Here is a 19,270-nt window from a genome sequence, read left to right on the forward strand (position 1 = left end):
GTTCAGTAGTGAAACGTCAGCCGCTGAATAGGCGACGGGCCGAGCAGTTTGCACAGTTCGCGATGCGCTTTCGTCGGATAGCCTTTATGTTTTTCATAGCCGTACTGCGGATAGAGCTGTCCGTACGCGATCATGACGCGATCCCGTTCCGTTTTTGCCAGAATGGAAGCGGCCATAACGGCGCTTTCCGTCGCGTCGGCTTTCGGGCGGGCGACGCAGGGGACGCGGATGTCCGGGCAGAACGTGCCGTCGGCGATTGCCGAAACGAGCGGCTGCGCGCAGCTGCCGAACCGGGAGGCGCAGAACGCGGGTAATTTTTGCCGCATCTGATCGAAAGCCAGTTTCATGGCAAGCAGGCTTGCCTGCAAAATGTTTATTTCATCGATAACCGTATGATCTACGAGCGCAACGCCCCAGCACGCGCGTTCTTTTATGAGAGATTCAAGAACGGCGCGGCGTTTTTCACTCAGTTTTTTTGAATCGTTCAAAAGCTCGACCGGGAAGTCCGGCGGCAGAATAACGGCGCCCGCCGAAACGGGACCGGCGAGCGGACCCCGGCCGGCTTCGTCAAGGCCGCATATCAGCGGAATTTGCATCACGGGGCCTTTTTGACTTGGAAATACGCAGGCACTTCCGGCAAATCCGCCGCCGCGGTATCTTCGGCTGTTGAAGCCGGAACGTTGTTCATAAAACCTGCGCACACATAATACATTTCCGCGTCGGAAAGATGCATCGTAATCTGCGGACGGTCCGCGACGTAATCGAGACTGACCGAACGCATCTCGCCCGTTCCGATAAACACGGCGACAAACGCGGTGTCTTTTATCCAGGCACCGTCGGCACTGCACAGGCCGAATGTATACACGCCCTGCTCTGCCGGAGAAAAAACAATCAGCGGCGAAAAAACGCCCCGATCGAATCGGCGCACGCCGTCGGTTTCCGTATACGTAAAGTCGCCGGGCACGGGCTGCGGCGGTTCCGCCGAAATCAAACCGTTCAGTTTGGCCGTAATGCCGGCGAGTACGGCGGAATCGGGCATAAACGATTCGTGCAGCGCCAGATCGAATCCGGCGACAGGCTGCGCGGCGGTTCCGTGTACAGAGGGAAACTCCGGTGAGGCGGCGGTTCCAGGCGCCACCGTGTCAGCAAAGTTCGAGCCGGCGGTTCCGGGCGCCGCCGTGTCAGCAAAGTTCGAGCCGGCGGTTCCGGGCGCCGCCGTGTCAGCAAAGTTCGAGCCGGCGGTTCCGGGCGCCGCCGTGTCAGCAAAGTTCGAACCGGCGGTTCCTGAGGCGGCGGTTTCCGCATCGGAAAGTCCAAAATACGCCGCATACCAGCCGCCCGCGGCGGCTTCAAACACGTACGAAGCGCCGTCCGCGTACGCCGCGCCGGCCGGATAGACGGGACACGCCGCTTCCCGGACGAGAACGCCGGTAACGAGGTCGAGACAAACGAGCGTACGGGAAGCGTCGATAAACACCACCGCATCGGCGAACGCACCGGGTTTGCTGACGATCGGATACCGATTCCCGTACGACCAGCCGTTTTCCGAACTGCGCAGAACGTAGCCGTCCGCGCTGATAGTAAAACCGGCGGCGGTTCCGGATGCCGCCGTATCAGCGAAGTTCGGCACGGCAGAAGCGGCGAACGACGGTACCAAAGCGGCTATACGGGCGCCGGCCGGTTCCGAGGGAACGTCGGCGGCGGAACTTTCAGACACGGCGACAGAATTCCGTGAAATGAAGGGAAACAGCGAATCGACCGCCGCGTTGAACGCCGGAAAAGATTCCGCCGCATATAAAACGGCGCACAATGCAGCGATAAAAATCAAAACCAGCACGCACACGGCGATGATGCCGGCGAGACGTTTTTTTCGGGCCATATCAGTTTTCCTCCGTTCCGGCCGGCCGGTACAGCAGCGCCGTAAAACGATTCAGATAAAGCGGAACGGCGTCCGAAAGCCACGCAAGATCTGAAACGAACAGCGACGCGTCGCGGGCCGGAATATAATACGGCGCGAACTCGTCCTGCGCCGTGAGTTCGGCGATTCCGGCCGAATACGGCGGCAATACGGAAGCGGGTACAAACCCGTACGCAACGCCGAGTGCTCTGAACCGTTCAAAAAGCGCTTCCGGCTCAGCTACGGCTATTTCCGCGGCGAGCGGCTCCCCCGCTTCGGAGACAGCCGCTTCGGAACGCAGCAGCGCGCGGTATACCGGTGCGGCCGATTCCGAACGGCGCAGCACGTAGCGCAGCGCCCCTTCCGAAAAAACGGCCGAAACCTCGGCGGGTTCCAAAACGGCGGTTTCGATATCGTCGTATCGGGCAGAAACCGATTCGCACAGCCGTTCGAGTTTTACCTGCGCGCGGTACAGCGCGACTTTGCGCGCTTCCGCGGACGGTTTTGCAAAACCGCCCGCCGCGTCGAAAACAGGCATGGCGGGAACCGGAGCGGCGGCGGCGGGCCGGGGACGAGCCGCGGCAAGCCATGAAAAAAAGGCGTACGCGGAGTCCGACTGAACGTGCGCAGATACGGTGCCGGAACCGACGGCGAAGATAAAATCGGAAACCGCCGTCTCAAGCGTGCGCCGCAGTTCGGAAGCGGCTTCATCGGGAGAAAGGGACGGCTGCACGAAACACGCGTACCACAGGCATTCGGCCAGCGCGTACGGCTGGGCGTCGGAAGCCGCGGCGGCGGCAAGATACGACGTAAACAGTTCCACGTATTCGTCGCCGTTCAGCTGTGAGAGCCGCTTCCAGTCTTCGATCGAAGCGGCCGGTAATGCGTCGGAATCAGCCGGCAAAGCCGTTTTGCCGGCGGTTTGCACGGGAGCGCCCGTTTTCCGTACTGCAGACTGCGCAAACGACGGCGGCACCGTACTCAGCGCCGCACACAGACAAATACACACACACACCTTTTTCAAAACAGTCCTCCGGGAAATCCTGAAACGGTATTGCCGTCGTCCGCCGTCAGCTTCGAGCGGCCGTCGTACCATACCGGAGAAACGCGGGCGGCAGCGGCGGAGTTGCCGTGCAGCTCGGCCGCAAACGCATTACGCTTGAGCGTCGCGGTAACGCCGGTCAGTTCGGCGATGCGTCCAAGATCGGCGATCACCTTGCAGCCGCTGCCTGTCAAATCGAATATACCGGCGGACAGTGAAAATAAAACCGCAGTGGGCGCTACCGCCGTAAAGCGGCCGCCCGTAACGGAAACGTTTGATCTGACGCCGGAAAAAAGCGCGGCGTACCGTCCGCTCGTAACCGTAACACCGCAATTGTCGAGCAGTACGCTCGCCGAATCCGCGGTAAAAACGGAGCCGCTGGAACCGAAGCCGGCGACCAGTTCGCAGTTGGTAAACGAGACGGCGGCGTTCCGCACCGCGACGAGCGGTTTTCCTGCGGCTGCAGCTGCGGCGGCGGAACGGTTCGCTTCGGCTGCCGCCGGCTGCCGTTTTTCAAACACGCAATTGTTCACGTACAGCCGCGCGGCGTCCTGTACGGAAAAAGACGCGCCTTCGGCTAAGATGAACCCCGAATCGTCGCCGGCGCCGTTGATTTCACACGTACCGGTAACGGTCACCGTCTCCGGCACGGCGATCATGCCGTTCACGTGCAGCCGGGTAAACGACGCGTCGTTGATAACGGAATACGCCTGTTCGATACGGAAAAAAGGACGCGCCAAACTGCCGTCGGGACGGTCGGAAACGGCGTCCGCCGCAAGATAATAATTGAATTCGTCTATAATCACGCGAAACACGGCGGGATCGCTCACGTTTCCGGCGGCGTCCCGGCCGTACGCCGTAACCGTGTACAGGGACGCGCTACCGCTGCGCGACGGCAGACTGACGCGCGTTCCGTCGTAGACGGTAAACGAAGGCGACAGCGGTGCGGCCGGAATCGAGGCGGCGTCGAGTGAAAGCTCGTTAAAACCGGTCGCCGCCTCCGAAGTCAGTTCGACGGCGTACACGATATCCGCGTCCGCGCTTTCGGCGAACGAAAACGACACGGGGCGGCGGCTGTAAAACGAATCTCCGTCGGAAACGAAACGCGGCACCGCGGGCGGACGCTTATCGATCGCGACGGTATACGCCAGCGAACCGTGCCGCACGCCGCCGTAATACGCGTCGAACTCAACCGAAACACACAGTTCTTCACCGTAGAACGCGTCGACGGTAATCGCCGGTTCGGGCGGCAGCGCCGAGCCGCGCGGCGACAGCAGATACCCGTTTTCCGCCGCCAATACGACGGGAGTATTGCCCGCTTTTGCGGAATTCGGGGACGGCAGCGGTTTCGGCGGCAGTTCGGCCGTATAAACGGGATTCGACGGATCGTACGCGACGCTCTGCCATGAAATGCGATGCGGAATCGAACGGTCGAGCAGGAAACTTCCCGAAGCGGCGGCCCAGTCGCCGCCGTCGAGCGAATAAATGAGTTTTTTCCGGGTAAACGTAACGGTCGTCCAATCTGTAACGGTAAACGGCGGTTCCGCGTTCGGATCCGCCGGAGCGGAAATACCCGCCGAGCCGGCAATATCCGCCGGAGCGGCGGTGCGCGAATCAGGCGAGTTTATTCCCGTATCCGCCCGCACGGTACCGTCGGGAACGATCACGAATCGCCAATACAGCGAGCCGTCGGTTACCGTGCACGGAACGAAGCGAGCGGGAAACGCTCCGGCTTCCAGTGAAAGGGAACGGTTTGAAATAAAAGGAGACGGCTCGATTCCGAGCGCGTAAGAAAACGACGAGGGAAAAACGATCGTGTCGCCGGGATGATACTTTACGAACGGCGATTCGTCCGAAACCGGCGGCTGCCACGCGCCGCTCCGTTCCGAAACCGTAAACGGAATCCGCCGTTCACTCGTACCGCCGTCGGGCGACACGGTCACGATCCGAAGCGGAACCGAACCGGTCGCGTCCAAAAGCACGGGACCGTCGTACGCAAAGCCGAAATCCCGCGGATCGGAACCGGTGAACGAATAATACGCTTCGCACCCTTCCGGTACTTCAAGAATCAAAGCCTGTTTGTTCGCCCACGTTCCTTCCGCAGGGCTTACGACGCGCGCGCCGGCAGACAACGGGGAAGTTTGCGCATACAATCCGCAAACTCCGCATAAAAGAATCACCGACAGCTGTATATACCGGAATCGATCTCGCATAATACATCCTCAAAGCTAGAAAAGAGAATCGAAAACTTCCCTGAGTTCGGGATCCTCTTTATAGTAGTATTCTTCAAGCTCTTCTTTCGACAACCCGATCAATTCATGACTCATGTAATGAATCCATCGATCTTCTTCAGGTTTGGTGATCGTAAACTTACGGCACCAGTAATCGGGCTGGATCGGAAGCTGCTCGTCGTGAAAAGTAAAATATTTATAATCGTGAACGGCCACTTTTATGTCTTTGCGCGGAATGCCTTTTTCAAGCAGGACTTCGACCAGATAATTGATCGTCTTGCCGGTATCGAAAATATCGTCCACCAGCAGGATTTTGTCACCGGGGCGCAGATGTTCGGGAGAATACGTCCAACCGTCGACCATAACGCGGTCCCGTTGCCGGATATCCGAATACGAGCGGGCGACAACGGCCGCATACAATACGGGGTGCACGTCTTTACGTGCGATTTTGAAATATTCGCTTACGACGTTCGCAACGTACGCACCGCCGCGCAGGGAAACGTAAATGACGTCGGGAACAAAGCCTTCTTTATGAATCCGATGCGCCATTTTAAGCGAATTGTTGCGTACTTTATCATAAGTCAAAAATTCTTTGATCATATAAAAACCTCTGTAATCGTATCATACCGCATATTTTGCGATAAGACAACCGGCGGCCGTTGAAATCACTTTCGGGAGAAATCGATTCCGGGACTTGTCCGAACGGCTGCGGCGGAGTATACTGCAAAAATGAAACAAGCGGATAAAACGGCATTTTTAGAAGAATTCGAGCAGGCGACCGGAGACACCGTGCAAACGATGGTGATGGCGCGCCTGTACAGCAGTGCGGTTACCGTCCGGCGCGCGGGGCTTGAATTTCCGCCGGGGCAAACCTTTTTATGGGGCCTGCTCATATTTGGAACGCAGGACGTACATTTTTTCGTGCATCCGTCGCAGCACGCGTTGCTCGCGCTGTTCAACGCCGGTTCGCCGTCGAAAACGCAGCAGATACGGATTGAGCGCCGCATGCTGACGCGGATAATGCCGCCGGAACAGGCAAAAAACAGATTCGCCGCGCTGTTTTCGTCCAAACCGAAAACGCTCTCCATTACGTACGAGGCGGCGGACGGAAAACCGATAACGCTTGACTTTGAAGTGCTCGCGAATAATCAGGATATCGCCGGCGCGATCGAACGGTACGGCGTGTAAAGCAGCGGCCGTGCTACTTCGCGGCTGAGCTGAGCTCAGCTCAGAACTCTCCGCGCTACCTCGCTGCTCCGCTCCGCTCAGCTCAGAACTCTCCGCGAAGCGACGCGGCGAGTTCTTTCCACACGACTTTATCCGCTTCCGGCAAAGCGGCGAATTCTTTCTGTTTACCCCAGGCCGAACAGTCTATGAACCGCTTCGTCCGTTCATATAACGAGGAAAAACGGGCCTCTTGAAATTCGGAAAGCCATTCGGGAATTCTGCGTCCTGAAAGCCGCACCAACCGGGCATAATGGGAAACGCACAACCCGTCCGAGCGACAGAAAAAGGCGTGCAAATCCGCGTCCGCCGCCGCGTCGTCGTGCGCTTCGGCTATAAACGACAGAAACTCTTTTTCAATACGGGTACGCTCCGCGCAGGCGGGACACGGTTTTTTGTAAACGCGCATTTTCCGTTTTTTAAAATCTTCAATATAACCGCCGAGCGTTTCGTTGCCGAGGATCGCGACGGCAAGTCCGTCCCGGTACGTAAGCAGTTTTTTCGCGTGATCGGCGCAGAATCCGCCGGCTTCACGGTACTGAGCCCGGAACGTCCGATCGGAAATATGCTCGAACAGCATACCGTCTATGTACCGGTCTATGCGTTCTTCGATAATACGGCACAGCGGACAGCCGTCTTTTTCACAAGCCTTTTCGAGGGCAAAATAATTCACATGTTTTTCAGCCATAGAAAAAGTGTACGGGCACGAGCCGTGAAAGTCAAGCAAAAACGACGTTCCGGACTATTTTAAACGAAGCGTAAATTCGATCCAGCGGCCTTTTTTGCCGTCGACGGTGATGCATCCGTTATGCGCTTCAGCGATCGATTCCGCGATGGGAAGCCCCAGTCCGCAGCCGCCCGTTTCGCGCGTACGGGACGCGTCGCTGCGGTAAAAGCGGCGGAATATTTTTTTCATCTCGGCGCGGTCAAGTCCTTCGCCCTCGTTGAAAACGGAAACAGAAATCGGCTGACAGCGTGCACCCGTTTTTCCCCGGGAACGGCCGGATTCGGTTCGCAGTGAAACGCGGATGAGCGCGCCCGGCGACGCGTTTTTAACCGCGTTATCGATGAGCACGACGACGGCCTGTATAATATGGCGTTCGTCGCCCGTATACCGGATACCGTCGGGAATCCGCAGTTCCAATTTTTGACCGTGTTCGTAGACGATGCTTTCAAAAGGAAGCACGGCGGCGGTAACCGCACGGCTCGCGTCGAATTCGGAATGAACGAACGGTTCGCGGCCGGCGTCGCTTTTAGCCAAATACAGCAGGTCTTTGACCAGTTCGCCCATTCGGATATTTTCAGACACAATGTATCCGAGCCATTTGTTTTCACCGATTTCCCCGGCGAGCGCGTCCGCATTCGCGCCGATAACGGCGATGGGCGTTTTCAATTCGTGGCCGGCGTCGGCAATGAAGCGTTTCTGATTTTCAAAAGCGTCCCGCACCGGACGAACCGCGCGGTCTGCAAAAAAAGCAGCGGCGGCGAACGAAACGAACATGGCGAGCGCGTAAATTCCGGCCGACGCGACGAGCAAACGCCTGCGCACGGCGAATTCGTCGGAGCAGTCGCTGAACACGACGAGCGCGCCGTACGGCCGCGCTTCTTTCAGGTAGCGGAACGCACCCTGTACGCCGAAGACGGGCCCGTCTGCAGGCGCGGCTGCTGACGGCGTTATGCTTGAAACGAGCGCGGCGATTTCGCTTTCCGTGTATCTGAGCGGAAATCGGGAAACGATTGCGCTGAACGTACCGTTCTCTTTCAGTTTTACCCCGAACACGTTCCGCTCCGAATGAGTTACACCGGCGCCCGGTAATACCGTTCCGCTCAGAAAATGCCAGAAACGGGATGGTTCTTCCGGCGGCGGTGAAACGGATTCAGCCGGCGAGGCGGCAGGTTCCGGCGGCTCAGCGGCAATCTCCGTCCGCATATCGGGTTCAGGCGGCTCAGCGGCGGCGTTCCGTTCCCGGCTTGTCAGCCGGCCGGTTTCAATACGATCGGGGGGACTGATTTTCCGCCCCTGCCGTTCATACGCCGCGAAATCTTTCATCAGCCGAACGGACTGCATTTTGCCGCCCCGATATACGGTGAGATTCAGTGCGATCAGGACGACGGCGAAAACGACCGCCAAAATGGCGACGACGGTCACGATCAATTTACGTTTCAGCCGGGCGATTACGTTCATACCAACGAATATCCTATGCCGCGGCTCGTTTTGATTTCGGCTTTGGATCCGATAAACCGCATTTTTTTTCTCAGAAACGAAATGAATACTTCCAGATTATTGTATTCGGCATCGGAATCGCCGCCCCATACTTTTTCGAGAATACGTTCTTTCGTCAAAATCTGATTCGGGTTCTGGACGAGCATTTCCATGATGCGGTATTCTTTCAGTGAAAGTTTTATTTTTCCGCCGGAAGGAATCTGGCAGTCGTCCCGCGCATCTATACCACTCCGCCGCGCATCTATACCACTCCGCCGCGCATCCGTGCACAACTCGCACGTTTTGGGATCGAGCGCCAAATCGCCGTATTCCAGGCAGCCGGTGATTACTTCGCCCCGGCGCCGGGTAAGCGCCCGAATGCGGGCAAGCAATTCATCGGTGGAAAACGGTTTGGTCATATAGTCGTCCGCTCCGTGGTCGAGACCGGAAACTTTATCCGCTATTTCATCCTTTGCAGTAAGCAGCAGAACGGGTACGTTGTTTTTAGCCGCCCGCAATTCACGCAGAACGGACAAACCGTCCAGTCCCGGCATCATGATATCGAGAATAACGGCATCGTACACGCCGGACGCGATATACGCCAGCGCGCTTTTTCCGTCATACACCGCGTCGACGTCGTACGTGTGCTTTGAAAGGATTTCGCACAACGCGCAGGAAAGCCTTTTTTCATCTTCCGCAAGTAACAATCGCATACCGACAGTATACCACGGTTTATTAAAATAATCTTAAAATGAAACCGTTCAGCGCAGATCTTCCGTCTTGATCCAATCCTGATCGTCGTACGCACGGTTTTCACCGGCCATCGACCAAATGAACGTATAATTACACGTTCCGCAGCCGGAATGAATTGACCAACTGGGATTCAGCACGGCTTGTTCGTTGTGCATAACGACGTGCCGAGTCTCGTTCGGTTCGCCCATATAATGGAACACGACGTTGTCTTTTTTGATATCGAAATAAAAATACACTTCCATGCGGCGTTCGTGCGTGTGCACGGGCATCGTGTTCCAGACGGAACCTTCGGCGAGCGCCGTGCAGCCCATGGAAAGCTGGCACGTTTCCAAAACGTCGGGATGAATGAACTGATATATCGTGCGTTCGTTTGAAGTGGCGAGTGCGCCCAATTTTACCACTTTGCAGGTGTCTTTGGTGATCAGTTTTGCCGGGCACGGTTTATGCGCGGGAGTGGAACACATATAAAACTTTGCCGGGGCCGAAGCGTCGCCGCTGGCAAATTCGACGTTTTTAGTGCCCATCGGCAGATATAATCCGTTCAGATTCGCCAGTTCGTATTCGGTACCGTCCGCATATACGGTTCCGCGGCCGCCGATGTTGATGATGCCCAATTCGCGGCGCTCCATAAAAAAATGCACGCCGAAATTTTTCCACGGATCGATATTCTTTTCTATATTTATTTTTCCGGTTACCGGCATCGCGCCGAGCACGACGATGCGGTCGATATGGGAATAGACGACGGAAACGTCGTCCGCACGGAAAATATCCTGAATCAGAAATTCATTGCGGATTTCATCGGTATTGTACCGCTGAAAATCTTTTTGATTTGCCGAATAACGCGTATCCATATAAAAACCTCCATAAATACGAACATTATGATGTATCAAACGGAATATATTGTCAAACGGAAACGCGCGTAAAACCATTTTTGAACAAAATGACGACGGAAAAGGACAAAACGCCGATTCGGCCGTGCTCGCGAAAAAACCGCACAAAATTAAAAAAAACACAAAATTACTATTGACAGAAACACAATTACTATATACAGTAACATTAAAACAAACTGATACTATAAAAAGAAACAAAGGAGATAAAATATGGCACACCGAAGCGACGCGCTGTACCTGTCCGTACCCGGCGACCGCTACACGCCGTTTTCACTCGCAAAAAAACTCGGCGCGCGGGCGATTCTGGAATCCGCAAGTTTTTCGCACGGAAAAGAACGGTATTCGATACTGCTGACCGAAGAGGCCTTCCGCATCGTACAGGACGATAAAGGAATCGCGTTCATCGTAAACGGCGAACGGAAAGCGTTCGGAACGCCGAACGCAGCGGCGGCTTCGGATTCGTGTAACCGATCGGACGCGCTTAGCGGCTTGAACACGTGCGACGGCGCGCCCGCACGGCAGAGACCGGCCGGCAGACAGCCGGACATACTCGACGCGCTCGAATACGTCGCGTCCCAAAACGCGGCCGTGCCGGGCGACGTTCCGCTCCCCGCCGCGGGAATCGGCTACCTCGGCTACGAATTCTGCGCGCGCTGCGATACCGTCGCGCTCGCTCCGCAGACGGACGAACTCGCCATCCCCGAATCCGAGTTCATCGTCGGCCACGTGTATATCGTTTTCGACCATTTTACCGAGCGGCTGCACATCTGCGCGCTCAATTATGCGGAACACGAAATCGATCTGCAAAAGGCGACCGATACGCTGCAAAAAAGGCTTTCCGATCTCGATTTTTCGTATCTTGCCGAGCCGGAAACGCCGGCGCCGTGCACGACCGTAACGGATCTTGCCGAATCGCGCGCCGCGTATATTGAAAAAGTGAACGCCCTGAAAAAACACATCGTCGCCGGCGACCTTTTGCAGGCAGTGCCGTCGCGCAGGCTCCGACTGGAATGTGAAACGGGCGCGCTCGAAATATACCGCCGCCTGCGCTCGGTAAATCCTTCGCCGTATTTGCTGTACCTCGATTTCGGCACGCATCAGCTGGTCGGCTCCTCGCCGGAAAGCCTCGTCCGCGTACGCAGCCGAACGGCGTCTATCAGGCCGATCGCCGGCACGAGGCGCCGAGGCAAAAACGCTGCGGAAGATGAAAAACTCAAACGGGAACTGCTCGACGATCCAAAAGAACGGGCGGAACATCTGATGCTGGTCGATCTTGCCCGAAACGATTTGGGGCGCGTCTGCGAAGCCGGTTCCGTCGCGGTCACGCGTTTTATGGAATGCGAACCGTTCAGCCACGTCATGCATTTGGTGTCCGACGTTGAAGGAACGGTCGCCGGCACGGGTGCGGACGGCGTTTCAGCCGTGCAAGTGCTCCGCTCGGCGTTTCCCGCGGGAACCGTGAGCGGCGCTCCGAAAATCCGCGCGATGGAAATTCTTTCCGGACTCGAAAAAACGAAGCGGAATTTTTACGCGGGAGCCGTCGGCTATATCGACGCAAAAGGCGGCCTCGATTTCTGCATCGCAATCAGATGCGCCCTGAAACAGGGAGCGCGCTGGACGCTGCAAGCCGGCGGCGGTATCGTGTACGACTCGGTTCCCGAACGCGAATGGGAAGAAACGAATGAAAAACTGGGCGCCATGCTCGCCGTGCTGCGCAACGCATAAAAGAGTGTAAGATAAAAACCGCCCACACTATCGTCGGTTTTTATCTTTTATAAGTTTGTGTTTTTATAAGTTTGCGTTGCAAACTTTCTTATCAAGTGCAGCTTCTCACTTTGCTGCGAAGCTGCGTAAAAAGCCAAGTCGGAAATTGACAGTTCCTCCGTGACTTTTTATGGGAGAAATCGACATGATTGCAGTAATCGATAATTACGATTCGTTCACGTACAATATCGTACAAGTGATTTCACGGCTGAGCGGCGAACAGGTCGCCGTGTTCCGCAGCAGAGAATGCACGCTCCAAGATATAGAAAACGTGCACCCGTCCGGCCTGATAGTGTCGCCCGGCCCGGGAAATCCGGCCGATGCGGGAATCAGCGTGGACGCAATCCGCCGATACGCGGGAAAAATCCCGATTTTGGGGATATGTTTGGGACATCAGGCGATCGCTTACGCGTTCGGAGCCGATATCGTCGGTGCAAAGCGGATAAGACACGGCTCGGCGGAAAAGATCGCGCTCGACGGCAAAGGACTGTTCCGTTCCATCGGAACTGAAAGAACGTTCACCCGATATCACAGCCTCGCCGTAGATGAAAAAACGCTCCCCGCCGATTTTGAAATCACCGCCCGCTCCGACGACGGCGATATCATGGGAATCCGCCATAAAACGTACGTACTGGAAGGAGTGCAGTTTCATCCCGAATCGATCGCATCCGACGGCTGCGACGCGTTTTTTACGTCGTTTCTGAACTATCGGCGCGAAAATCTTCCGGCAGCGGCCATTTTGGGCACGCTCGCGAACGGGAAAAATCTCACGCAGGAAGCCGCCGAACTTTTTATGGAAGACCTGACGGACGGCTTTCAGGATCCGCGCCAGACGGCGGCCATACTGAGCGCGCTCGCCGTCAAAGGTCCCTCCGCAGCCGAAATCGCCGGCTGCGCCGCCGTACTGTGCCGGAAGAAAAAAACGCTTCCGCTCGCCGGCGGCGTCGAACTCACCGATATAGTCGGAACCGGCGGCGACGGCAAAGGCAGTTTCAACATCAGTTCCTTTGCGGCGCTGATCGCGGCGGCCTGCGGTCTGCCGGTCGCAAAACACGGAAACCGCGCCGTTTCAAGCAAATCAGGTTCCGCCGATTTTTACGAATCGCTCGGCATCAAAATCGACAATCTGCCGGAAAAAACCGCCGCCGTTATCGAACAGTCGAACTTCGGCTTTTTATACGCGCCGGTCTATCATCGCGCGATGCGCCACGCGGCTCCGGTCAGAAAATCGCTCGGTATCAAAACGATTATGAATCTGATAGGACCGCTCTCGAATCCTGCCGGCGCGCGCTGTCAAATGCTCGGCGTGTACGACGAATCGCTGCTCGACCCCGTTGCCGAAGCGTCGAAACTGCTCGGTTCCAAACGAGTCATGACCGTGTGCAGCGAAGACGGCTTCGATGAACTGTCTCCGTGCGCGCCCACGCACGTTACCGAAATCGACGAAGACGGCGTAAAGCGTTCGTACACGGTCGTTCCGGAAGAGTTCGGCATTTCAGGCTGCACTCCGGACGGTCTTGCCGGAGGAACCGGCGCGGAAAACGCGCGGATTGCCCTCGACCTGCTGGCCGCTCCGGAAACGTCCGCACGCACAACGGTAGCCGAAGCGTGCTGTCTGAACGCGGGAGCCGCGCTCTACATCGGCGGCAGAAGCGCCTCCATCAGGGACGGATACGCGCAAGCAAAAGCCGCGCTGAAAAACGGACTGGTCGCGCAAAAACTTGCACAAGTACGGGAGCTGAGCAATGCCTGACATTTTAGCCGAAATCGTCGCACGGCGAGCGCGCGACCTTGAAACGCTCGGCGCAACCTTCGGAAGTACGATTCCCGAATGCCGGCAGCGGCCGATCGTACCGTTTCTGGCGCGGCCGGGAACGATTCTCGAAATAAAAAGGGCTTCTCCTTCCAAAGGAAACATCGCGCCGGAGCTGAACGCAGCGGAAACGGCGAGGCTGTATGCGGATGCGGGAACGCAGGCGATTTCGGTACTGACCGAACGGAACTTTTTCGGCGGTTCGCTTGCCGACCTGACGGACGCCGCACGGGCCGCTCCGCGGACAGCGATTCTCCGCAAGGATTTCATTCTGCGCAAAGACGAAATCGGCGTTTCGTTCCGAGCCGGAGCGGATGCCGTGCTGCTCATTGCGCGGATACTGAGTGCGGAAAAACTCCGCGAGTTCGCACTCGAATGCCGTTCGTTCGGCATAACGCCGTTTATCGAAATACGCGGCGAACACGATATCGAAAAATTCAGGGAAGCGTTCCGTGCGTGTTCCGAACGGGACGGAAACGCACAGACGGAACGGGACGGCGCGACGCCCCACCCCGTTCCCGTTGCAGGCGTGAACGCACGGGATCTTGCAACGTTCGCGACAGATCCGCTCGTACCGCCGTCTTTTACCGAACTCGCCCCGTACAAAGTCGTCTTCGAGTCGGGAATCCGTCATCCGGCAGCGGCGGCGTTCGCGGGAAGCATGGGTTTCGACGGGATTCTGGTGGGAGAAGCCGCGGCACGCAGCCCGGAAACGGTCGACGCCATAGTAAAAGCTTTTACGCTTCAGGCTGAAGCGGCGGCTGAAGTAAAGGCAAAAACGAAAGGTGAGCACGGCCGAACGCAGCGGTTCCTATCAGAAAACGCCGCGTTCTGGGAACGGATCGCCGTAAAACTCCGCACGGAAAAAAGGCGGCCGCTGATAAAAATCTGCGGACTGACGAACGAAGCCGACGCGAAATACGCAGCGCACTCCGGAGCGGATATGCTCGGCTTCGTATTCACACCGGAAAGTCCGCGAAACGTGAGCGCGGAACGGGTGCGCGCGATACGTGAAGCACTGTGCGCCGCCGGATTGCGCCCGCCGTGTATCGGCGTGATAACCGATCCCGATTCAGCCGAAGCGGCGGAAGCGGCAAAGCTCGTACGGGAAGGCGTGCTCGACGCGCTCCAATTTCACGGCTGCAGCGTACCCGACCCTGCTTCCGAAACCGCCCGGCGGATCGCCTGTTACGGCGCGGTGCGCCCCGAATCCGTGTCTGGCTTGGGCGAACTCGAAACCCTTTTGGAACACGGACAGCCGCGCGTACTGCTTGACGCGTTTCATCGGAATCTGAACGGCGGAACGGGAACGCAGGCGGCACCGGCTATCGTACGTGCGGCGGCAAAAATGACGCCGCTTTGGCTTGCCGGCGGCATTACGCCTGAAAATGTTTCTTCTATTATAAAGGAATACGATCCGGAATTGATCGACGTTTCGAGCGGAACGGAACTGTCGCCCGGAAAAAAAGATTACGCGAAAATAGACGCACTGATGAATACTATCCGCCGAAATACGGCGGAATAGCAAACGAAAGGAGCATACATGAACGATTACCGTAACGACGGATATTTCGGCAGATTCGGCGGAAAATACGTTGCCGAAGTACTGCGCCGGCCGCTCGATGAACTTGAAACGGCGTTTTATGAAGCGATGAACGACGAAGCGTTCCGTGCCGAACTCGACGAATTGCGCCGCGACTATATCGGACGGGAAACACCGCTTCTGTTCGCGGAAAACGCCACGCGCGAACTCGGCGGCGGCCGCATTTACATAAAAATGGAAGGACTTGCACACACCGGCGCGCACAAAATCAACAACGCGCTCGCGCAGGCACTCCTTGCCAAACGGATGGGAAAAACGCGCATCATAGCGGAAACCGGCGCCGGACAGCACGGGCTCGCCACGGCCGCCGCCTGTGCGAAACTCGGGCTCGCGTGCACCGTGTATATGGGAGAAGTCGACGTCAGACGGCAGCAACCGAACGTCGCCGCCATGGAATTGTACGGCGCAGAAGTGCGCCCGGTTGCTTCGGGTTCGCGCACGCTGAAAGACGCTATCAACGAGGCGATGCGCGACTGGGCGGCGCATTTCGAGACGACTCATTACCTGATCGGTTCCGCGCTCGGCCCGGCGCCGTTTCCCGATATCGTGCGCACGTTCCAATCGGTCATCGGTGAAGAAGTCAAAAAACAGGCGGCCGAACGGCATATCGACATTGCAGCGTTGTGCGCATGCGTCGGCGGCGGCTCGAACGCGATCGGCTTTTTTGCACCCTTTATCGGCGGAGAATCGGCCGCACGGCTGAATCCCGCATCCGCACGAACGGTTTCCACTGCCGAATCGTTATCCGGTGAAAACCCGCTGCACCCGAACGCACTGCCCCGGCTGCTCGCCGCGGAAGCGGGCGGCATCGGTTCCGGTATCGGCGAAAACGCCGTACGCATGAGCGGAAACGCCGCGCGCGACGGAATCGTGCACGGCTACAAAAGCCGGTTTCTGCTGACGCCGGACGGGCAAGTTGCCCAAACGCGCTCAATCTCGGCAGGGCTCGACTATCCGGGAATCGGTCCGCAGCTCGCCGCGCTCGGAACTTCCGGCAGAATCGAATTTTCGGCAGTCCGGGACGATGAAGCGCTCGCCGCGCTTGCGTTTTTTGCAAAACACGAAGGCGTTCTGTTCGCGCTTGAAAGCGCGCACGCAGGAGCGCTCGCGATGCGGATTGCACAAGAAATTCCGCGCGATAAAGCGATCATCATAAACATGTCCGGACGCGGCGACAAGGACATTTTCATCACGTCGCCGGTGTTCCGCCCCGCCGAATGGCGACGTTTTTTGAAGAGCGAACTCGCGCGGCTCGAAAGCGGAACGGATATTCATCAGGCCGAATCGCCGGCCGATTCGTGCGAACGGGCGGCAGCGGATACTGCGGACCGCCCGGTGCGGCAGTAATTTTTTTACAAACGGAAGGATACTATGGAAACGATACGAAATATAAAAATACCGGCGCGCGCACCGATCACGTTGATGGCACACCTCGTCGCAGGATATCCGACGGACGACGCGGCGTTTGAAGCGGCGCGGGCACTCGTACGGGGCGGCGCTTCGATTCTCGAAATACAGCTGCCGTTCAGCGACCCGTCTGCAGACGGGCCGGCAATCCAGAGCACCTGCGCTTCGGTGCTGCGGCGCGGCTACAAAACGGCGGACGGATTCAAACTGATCGATCGGATACGGACGGCGTTTCCCGACGTTCCGGTTTTCGTAATGACGTACGCGTCCCTCGCCTACGCGCCCGGAATCGAAACGTTCGTCCGACGCGCGGCGGAAGCGGGAGTCGCGGGGATAATCGTCCCCGATCTGCCGTTCGACGCCGACGAGGGACTCGCCGAAGCCTGCCGGAGAAACGGCCTGCATATGATTCCCGTCGCCGCTCCGTCGATGAGTCCGCACCGGCTTTCACAGCTTGCACGTGCGGGTTTCCCGTACCTGTACGCCGCACTCCGCGCCGGCATCACCGGAGAAAAAACGGTTATCGGCAGCGGCACCGTCGATTTCATCAGGAACGTGTCGGCGGGAGGATCCGCCGTATTCGGCGGCTTCGGTATTGAAACCGGCGAACAGGCGGCGGCGCTCGCACCGACGGTAGCCGCGGTCGTCGCCGGTTCCGTGTTCGTGCGAACGATAGCCGCCTGCACCGCTTCCGGCGGTACGGACGCTATGGCCGCGCTGAATGCGGCGGTTTCGGCCAAAGCCCGCGAACTATCGGGTCAGGCGCCGGAACACAAGCGGCAGTAAGCGGCAACCGACGGGCGCCGGAAAGCGGGCGCCAGCGGCAGCACTCGCCTCGGCAGTCTCTTGTCCGGGGGAGGAAGCAAAAACTGCTACCGCAGTTTGCCCCGATAATACCGCAAGTCGAGCGTCTCAAGCCGCTTTTTGTGGCAGTCGAGCCGTCCGGCGAAACCGTCGAAATCTTTTTCCCGTTCGGGAAGCCACAAACATTCGGCCAGCGCGCACAGCCGCGGAAACATCATATATTCCGCGATACGGGACGCGTACACGACTTCCGTCCACAAATTGCCCTGCCCGCCGAGCACGAACGACGCGTCTATGCCGCTGCCTTCCGGTATCGGTGAAAACCCGTAAGACGTTTCGGCGGTGGCCGAATTGATCCAGCCGGGTTCGCTGTCGTCGTCGTAATTTTTGTAATCGAGGTAGCAGCCGTTCGTCTGCGGAGACATGATCACTTTGTGTCCGAGCTTAGATGCTTTCACCCCGCCCTGAATGCCCCGCCACGACTGCACGATCATGGATTCGGGCAAACCGAGCCGTTCGGTTCCGTCGAGAACTTCGTCCCAACCTACCGGAATTTTACCGCGTTTTTCAAGCATCGAGGCAAAACGGACGGTCATCCAGCTTTGGATTTCATCTTCATTCCGCAAGCCTTCGGCTTTCATGCGCGCCTGACATTTCGGGCACGTTTTCCAATTGGTGCGCGGGCACTCGTCGCCGCCGATATGCACGTACGGCCCCGGAAACAGGCGGCACACCGTGTCGAACACGGCGTCGTACAGTTTGAAAACGTCGTCGTTTCCGGCACATAAAACGTCGTCGAACACGCCGAATCGCTGTTCAACCTGATACGGGCCGCCCGTACAGCCCAGTCCCGGATAGGCCGCAAGTACGGACGACGAATGTCCGGGAGTTTCGATTTCGGGCACTACGATGATATTGCGCAGGCGCGCATATTCGACGATCTCCGAAACCTCCGCATCGGTATAAAAACCGCCGGTTTTGCCGACCCATTTCGCACGGAAATCGCCGCGAAACCCGCCGATCCCGGTCAGCAGCGGATATTCGGGTACGTACAAGCGCCAGCCTTGGTCGTCGGTCAAATGCCAATGAAAGCGGTTCAGTTTGTGAAAAGCAAGCGCATCGATAACCTTTTTGATAAACGACGCGGGATAAAAATTTCGGCTCGTGTCGAGCATAAAGCCGCGCCATTCGTACGCCGGTTCGTCCGCAATGCGGCAGCACGGCAGCCGAACGGGAACCGGGTTCTCCGCAGGACGTCCGTTCCCCTCCGCCGCGCATCCATACCATTCCGCCGCGCTCATAACCAGCTGACGCAGCGTTTGAAACGCGTAAAAAACGCCCGCGGTCCGGGACGCACGGATCGTAATACCGTCAGATGCAACGACGAGGACGTATCCTTCACCGTGAGCAACGCCCGCGTCTTCACATATACGGATGTTCGCCGTTCCGGTTCCGTTCGCGCCGGACGCGCACGCAAGACCTGCTTCCGTCAGCTGAGCCGCGCATACCGCCGCGGTTTCGCCGAACTCGGCAGCACACTCGATAAAAGCAGCAGAAACTGCAAAAAAACCGTCCGCAGCGGTCACAGACCGGGGGCGCGGAACCAACCCGTAATAATTATCCATAATTTCGGATTATA

Annotated in this window: 16 protein-coding genes; 6 read left to right on the top strand and 10 right to left on the bottom strand. The window is 57.6% G+C overall.

What is annotated here, in order from left to right:
* Positions 1–2 precede the first annotated feature (2 nt).
* Genes TREBR_RS08300 through TREBR_RS08320 form a run of 5 tightly spaced genes read right to left on the bottom strand, consistent with a single transcriptional unit; the run spans position 3 to position 5,770 of the window.
* Positions 3–596, bottom strand: coding sequence for a ribonuclease HII (locus TREBR_RS08300; protein ID WP_013758740.1), 594 nt, complete (start codon positions 594–596; stop codon positions 3–5).
* Positions 596–1,879, bottom strand: coding sequence for a hypothetical protein (locus tag TREBR_RS08305; protein WP_013758741.1), 1,284 nt, complete (start codon positions 1,877–1,879; stop codon positions 596–598). Before TREBR_RS08305 ends, TREBR_RS08300 begins: the two co-directional genes overlap by 1 nt.
* A gap of 1 nt (position 1,880) precedes the next feature.
* Positions 1,881–2,921 (bottom strand): hypothetical protein, encoded by a 1,041-nt coding sequence (locus TREBR_RS08310; protein WP_013758742.1) that lies wholly within the window; start codon positions 2,919–2,921, stop codon positions 1,881–1,883.
* Positions 2,918–5,152 (bottom strand): chitobiase/beta-hexosaminidase C-terminal domain-containing protein, encoded by a 2,235-nt coding sequence (locus TREBR_RS08315; RefSeq protein ID WP_013758743.1) that lies wholly within the window; start codon positions 5,150–5,152, stop codon positions 2,918–2,920. The genes TREBR_RS08310 and TREBR_RS08315 overlap by 4 nt, the downstream gene beginning before the upstream one ends.
* Before the next feature lie 15 nt (positions 5,153–5,167).
* Positions 5,168–5,770, bottom strand: coding sequence for a phosphoribosyltransferase (locus TREBR_RS08320; protein WP_013758744.1), 603 nt, complete (start codon positions 5,768–5,770; stop codon positions 5,168–5,170).
* Positions 5,771–5,899: 129 nt separating this feature from the next.
* Between TREBR_RS08320 and TREBR_RS08325 the strand changes: the two genes are divergently transcribed.
* A complete protein-coding gene (locus tag TREBR_RS08325; RefSeq protein WP_013758745.1) occupies positions 5,900–6,358 on the top strand; it encodes a hypothetical protein in 459 nt (152 codons plus the stop codon).
* A gap of 82 nt (positions 6,359–6,440) precedes the next feature.
* On the opposite strand, the gene TREBR_RS08330 is transcribed toward TREBR_RS08325, so the two are convergent.
* The 4 genes from TREBR_RS08330 to kduI are packed head-to-tail and all read right to left on the bottom strand — an operon-like array spanning position 6,441 to position 10,201.
* Positions 6,441–7,082: a DUF6062 family protein gene (locus tag TREBR_RS08330; RefSeq protein ID WP_052296169.1), complete on the bottom strand. Its 642-nt coding sequence runs from the start codon at positions 7,080–7,082 to the stop codon at positions 6,441–6,443.
* 54 nt (positions 7,083–7,136) lie between these two features.
* Positions 7,137–8,579, bottom strand: a complete 1,443-nt coding sequence (locus TREBR_RS13690) for a sensor histidine kinase (protein WP_013758747.1) — start codon at positions 8,577–8,579, stop codon at positions 7,137–7,139.
* On the bottom strand, positions 8,576–9,310 hold the full coding sequence (locus TREBR_RS08340) for a response regulator transcription factor (protein WP_013758748.1): 735 nt from the start codon (positions 9,308–9,310) through the stop codon (positions 8,576–8,578). The genes TREBR_RS13690 and TREBR_RS08340 overlap by 4 nt, the downstream gene beginning before the upstream one ends.
* A gap of 48 nt (positions 9,311–9,358) precedes the next feature.
* A complete protein-coding gene (gene kduI / locus TREBR_RS08345) occupies positions 9,359–10,201 on the bottom strand; it encodes a 5-dehydro-4-deoxy-D-glucuronate isomerase (RefSeq protein ID WP_013758749.1) in 843 nt (280 codons plus the stop codon).
* Between the two features lie 249 nt (positions 10,202–10,450).
* On the opposite strand from kduI, the gene TREBR_RS08350 reads away from it, so the two are divergent.
* From TREBR_RS08350 to trpA, 5 genes are all read left to right on the top strand, one after another.
* Positions 10,451–11,965 carry an anthranilate synthase component I gene (locus TREBR_RS08350; protein WP_013758750.1) on the top strand — a complete coding sequence of 505 codons (1,515 nt, stop codon included), beginning with the start codon at positions 10,451–10,453 and terminating at the stop codon, positions 11,963–11,965.
* A gap of 184 nt (positions 11,966–12,149) precedes the next feature.
* Positions 12,150–13,757: a bifunctional anthranilate synthase component II/anthranilate phosphoribosyltransferase gene (locus tag TREBR_RS08355; protein ID WP_013758751.1), complete on the top strand. Its 1,608-nt coding sequence runs from the start codon at positions 12,150–12,152 to the stop codon at positions 13,755–13,757.
* Positions 13,750–15,342 (top strand): bifunctional indole-3-glycerol phosphate synthase/phosphoribosylanthranilate isomerase, encoded by a 1,593-nt coding sequence (gene trpF, locus TREBR_RS08360; protein ID WP_013758752.1) that lies wholly within the window; start codon positions 13,750–13,752, stop codon positions 15,340–15,342. The genes TREBR_RS08355 and trpF overlap by 8 nt, the downstream gene beginning before the upstream one ends.
* 18 nt (positions 15,343–15,360) lie before the next feature.
* A complete protein-coding gene (gene trpB, locus TREBR_RS08365) occupies positions 15,361–16,767 on the top strand; it encodes a tryptophan synthase subunit beta (RefSeq protein ID WP_013758753.1) in 1,407 nt (468 codons plus the stop codon).
* A gap of 24 nt (positions 16,768–16,791) precedes the next feature.
* On the top strand, positions 16,792–17,613 hold the full coding sequence (trpA, locus tag TREBR_RS08370; protein ID WP_013758754.1) for a tryptophan synthase subunit alpha: 822 nt from the start codon (positions 16,792–16,794) through the stop codon (positions 17,611–17,613).
* A gap of 86 nt (positions 17,614–17,699) precedes the next feature.
* Here the strand turns inward: trpA and TREBR_RS08375 are convergent, their stop codons facing one another.
* Positions 17,700–19,256: a beta-N-acetylhexosaminidase gene (locus tag TREBR_RS08375; protein WP_013758755.1), complete on the bottom strand. Its 1,557-nt coding sequence runs from the start codon at positions 19,254–19,256 to the stop codon at positions 17,700–17,702.
* Between the last annotated feature and the right edge of the window lie 14 nt (positions 19,257–19,270).

Origin of the sequence: Treponema brennaborense DSM 12168, assembly GCF_000212415.1 — a bacterium.
Taxonomy (GTDB): domain Bacteria; phylum Spirochaetota; class Spirochaetia; order Treponematales; family Treponemataceae; genus Treponema_F; species Treponema_F brennaborense.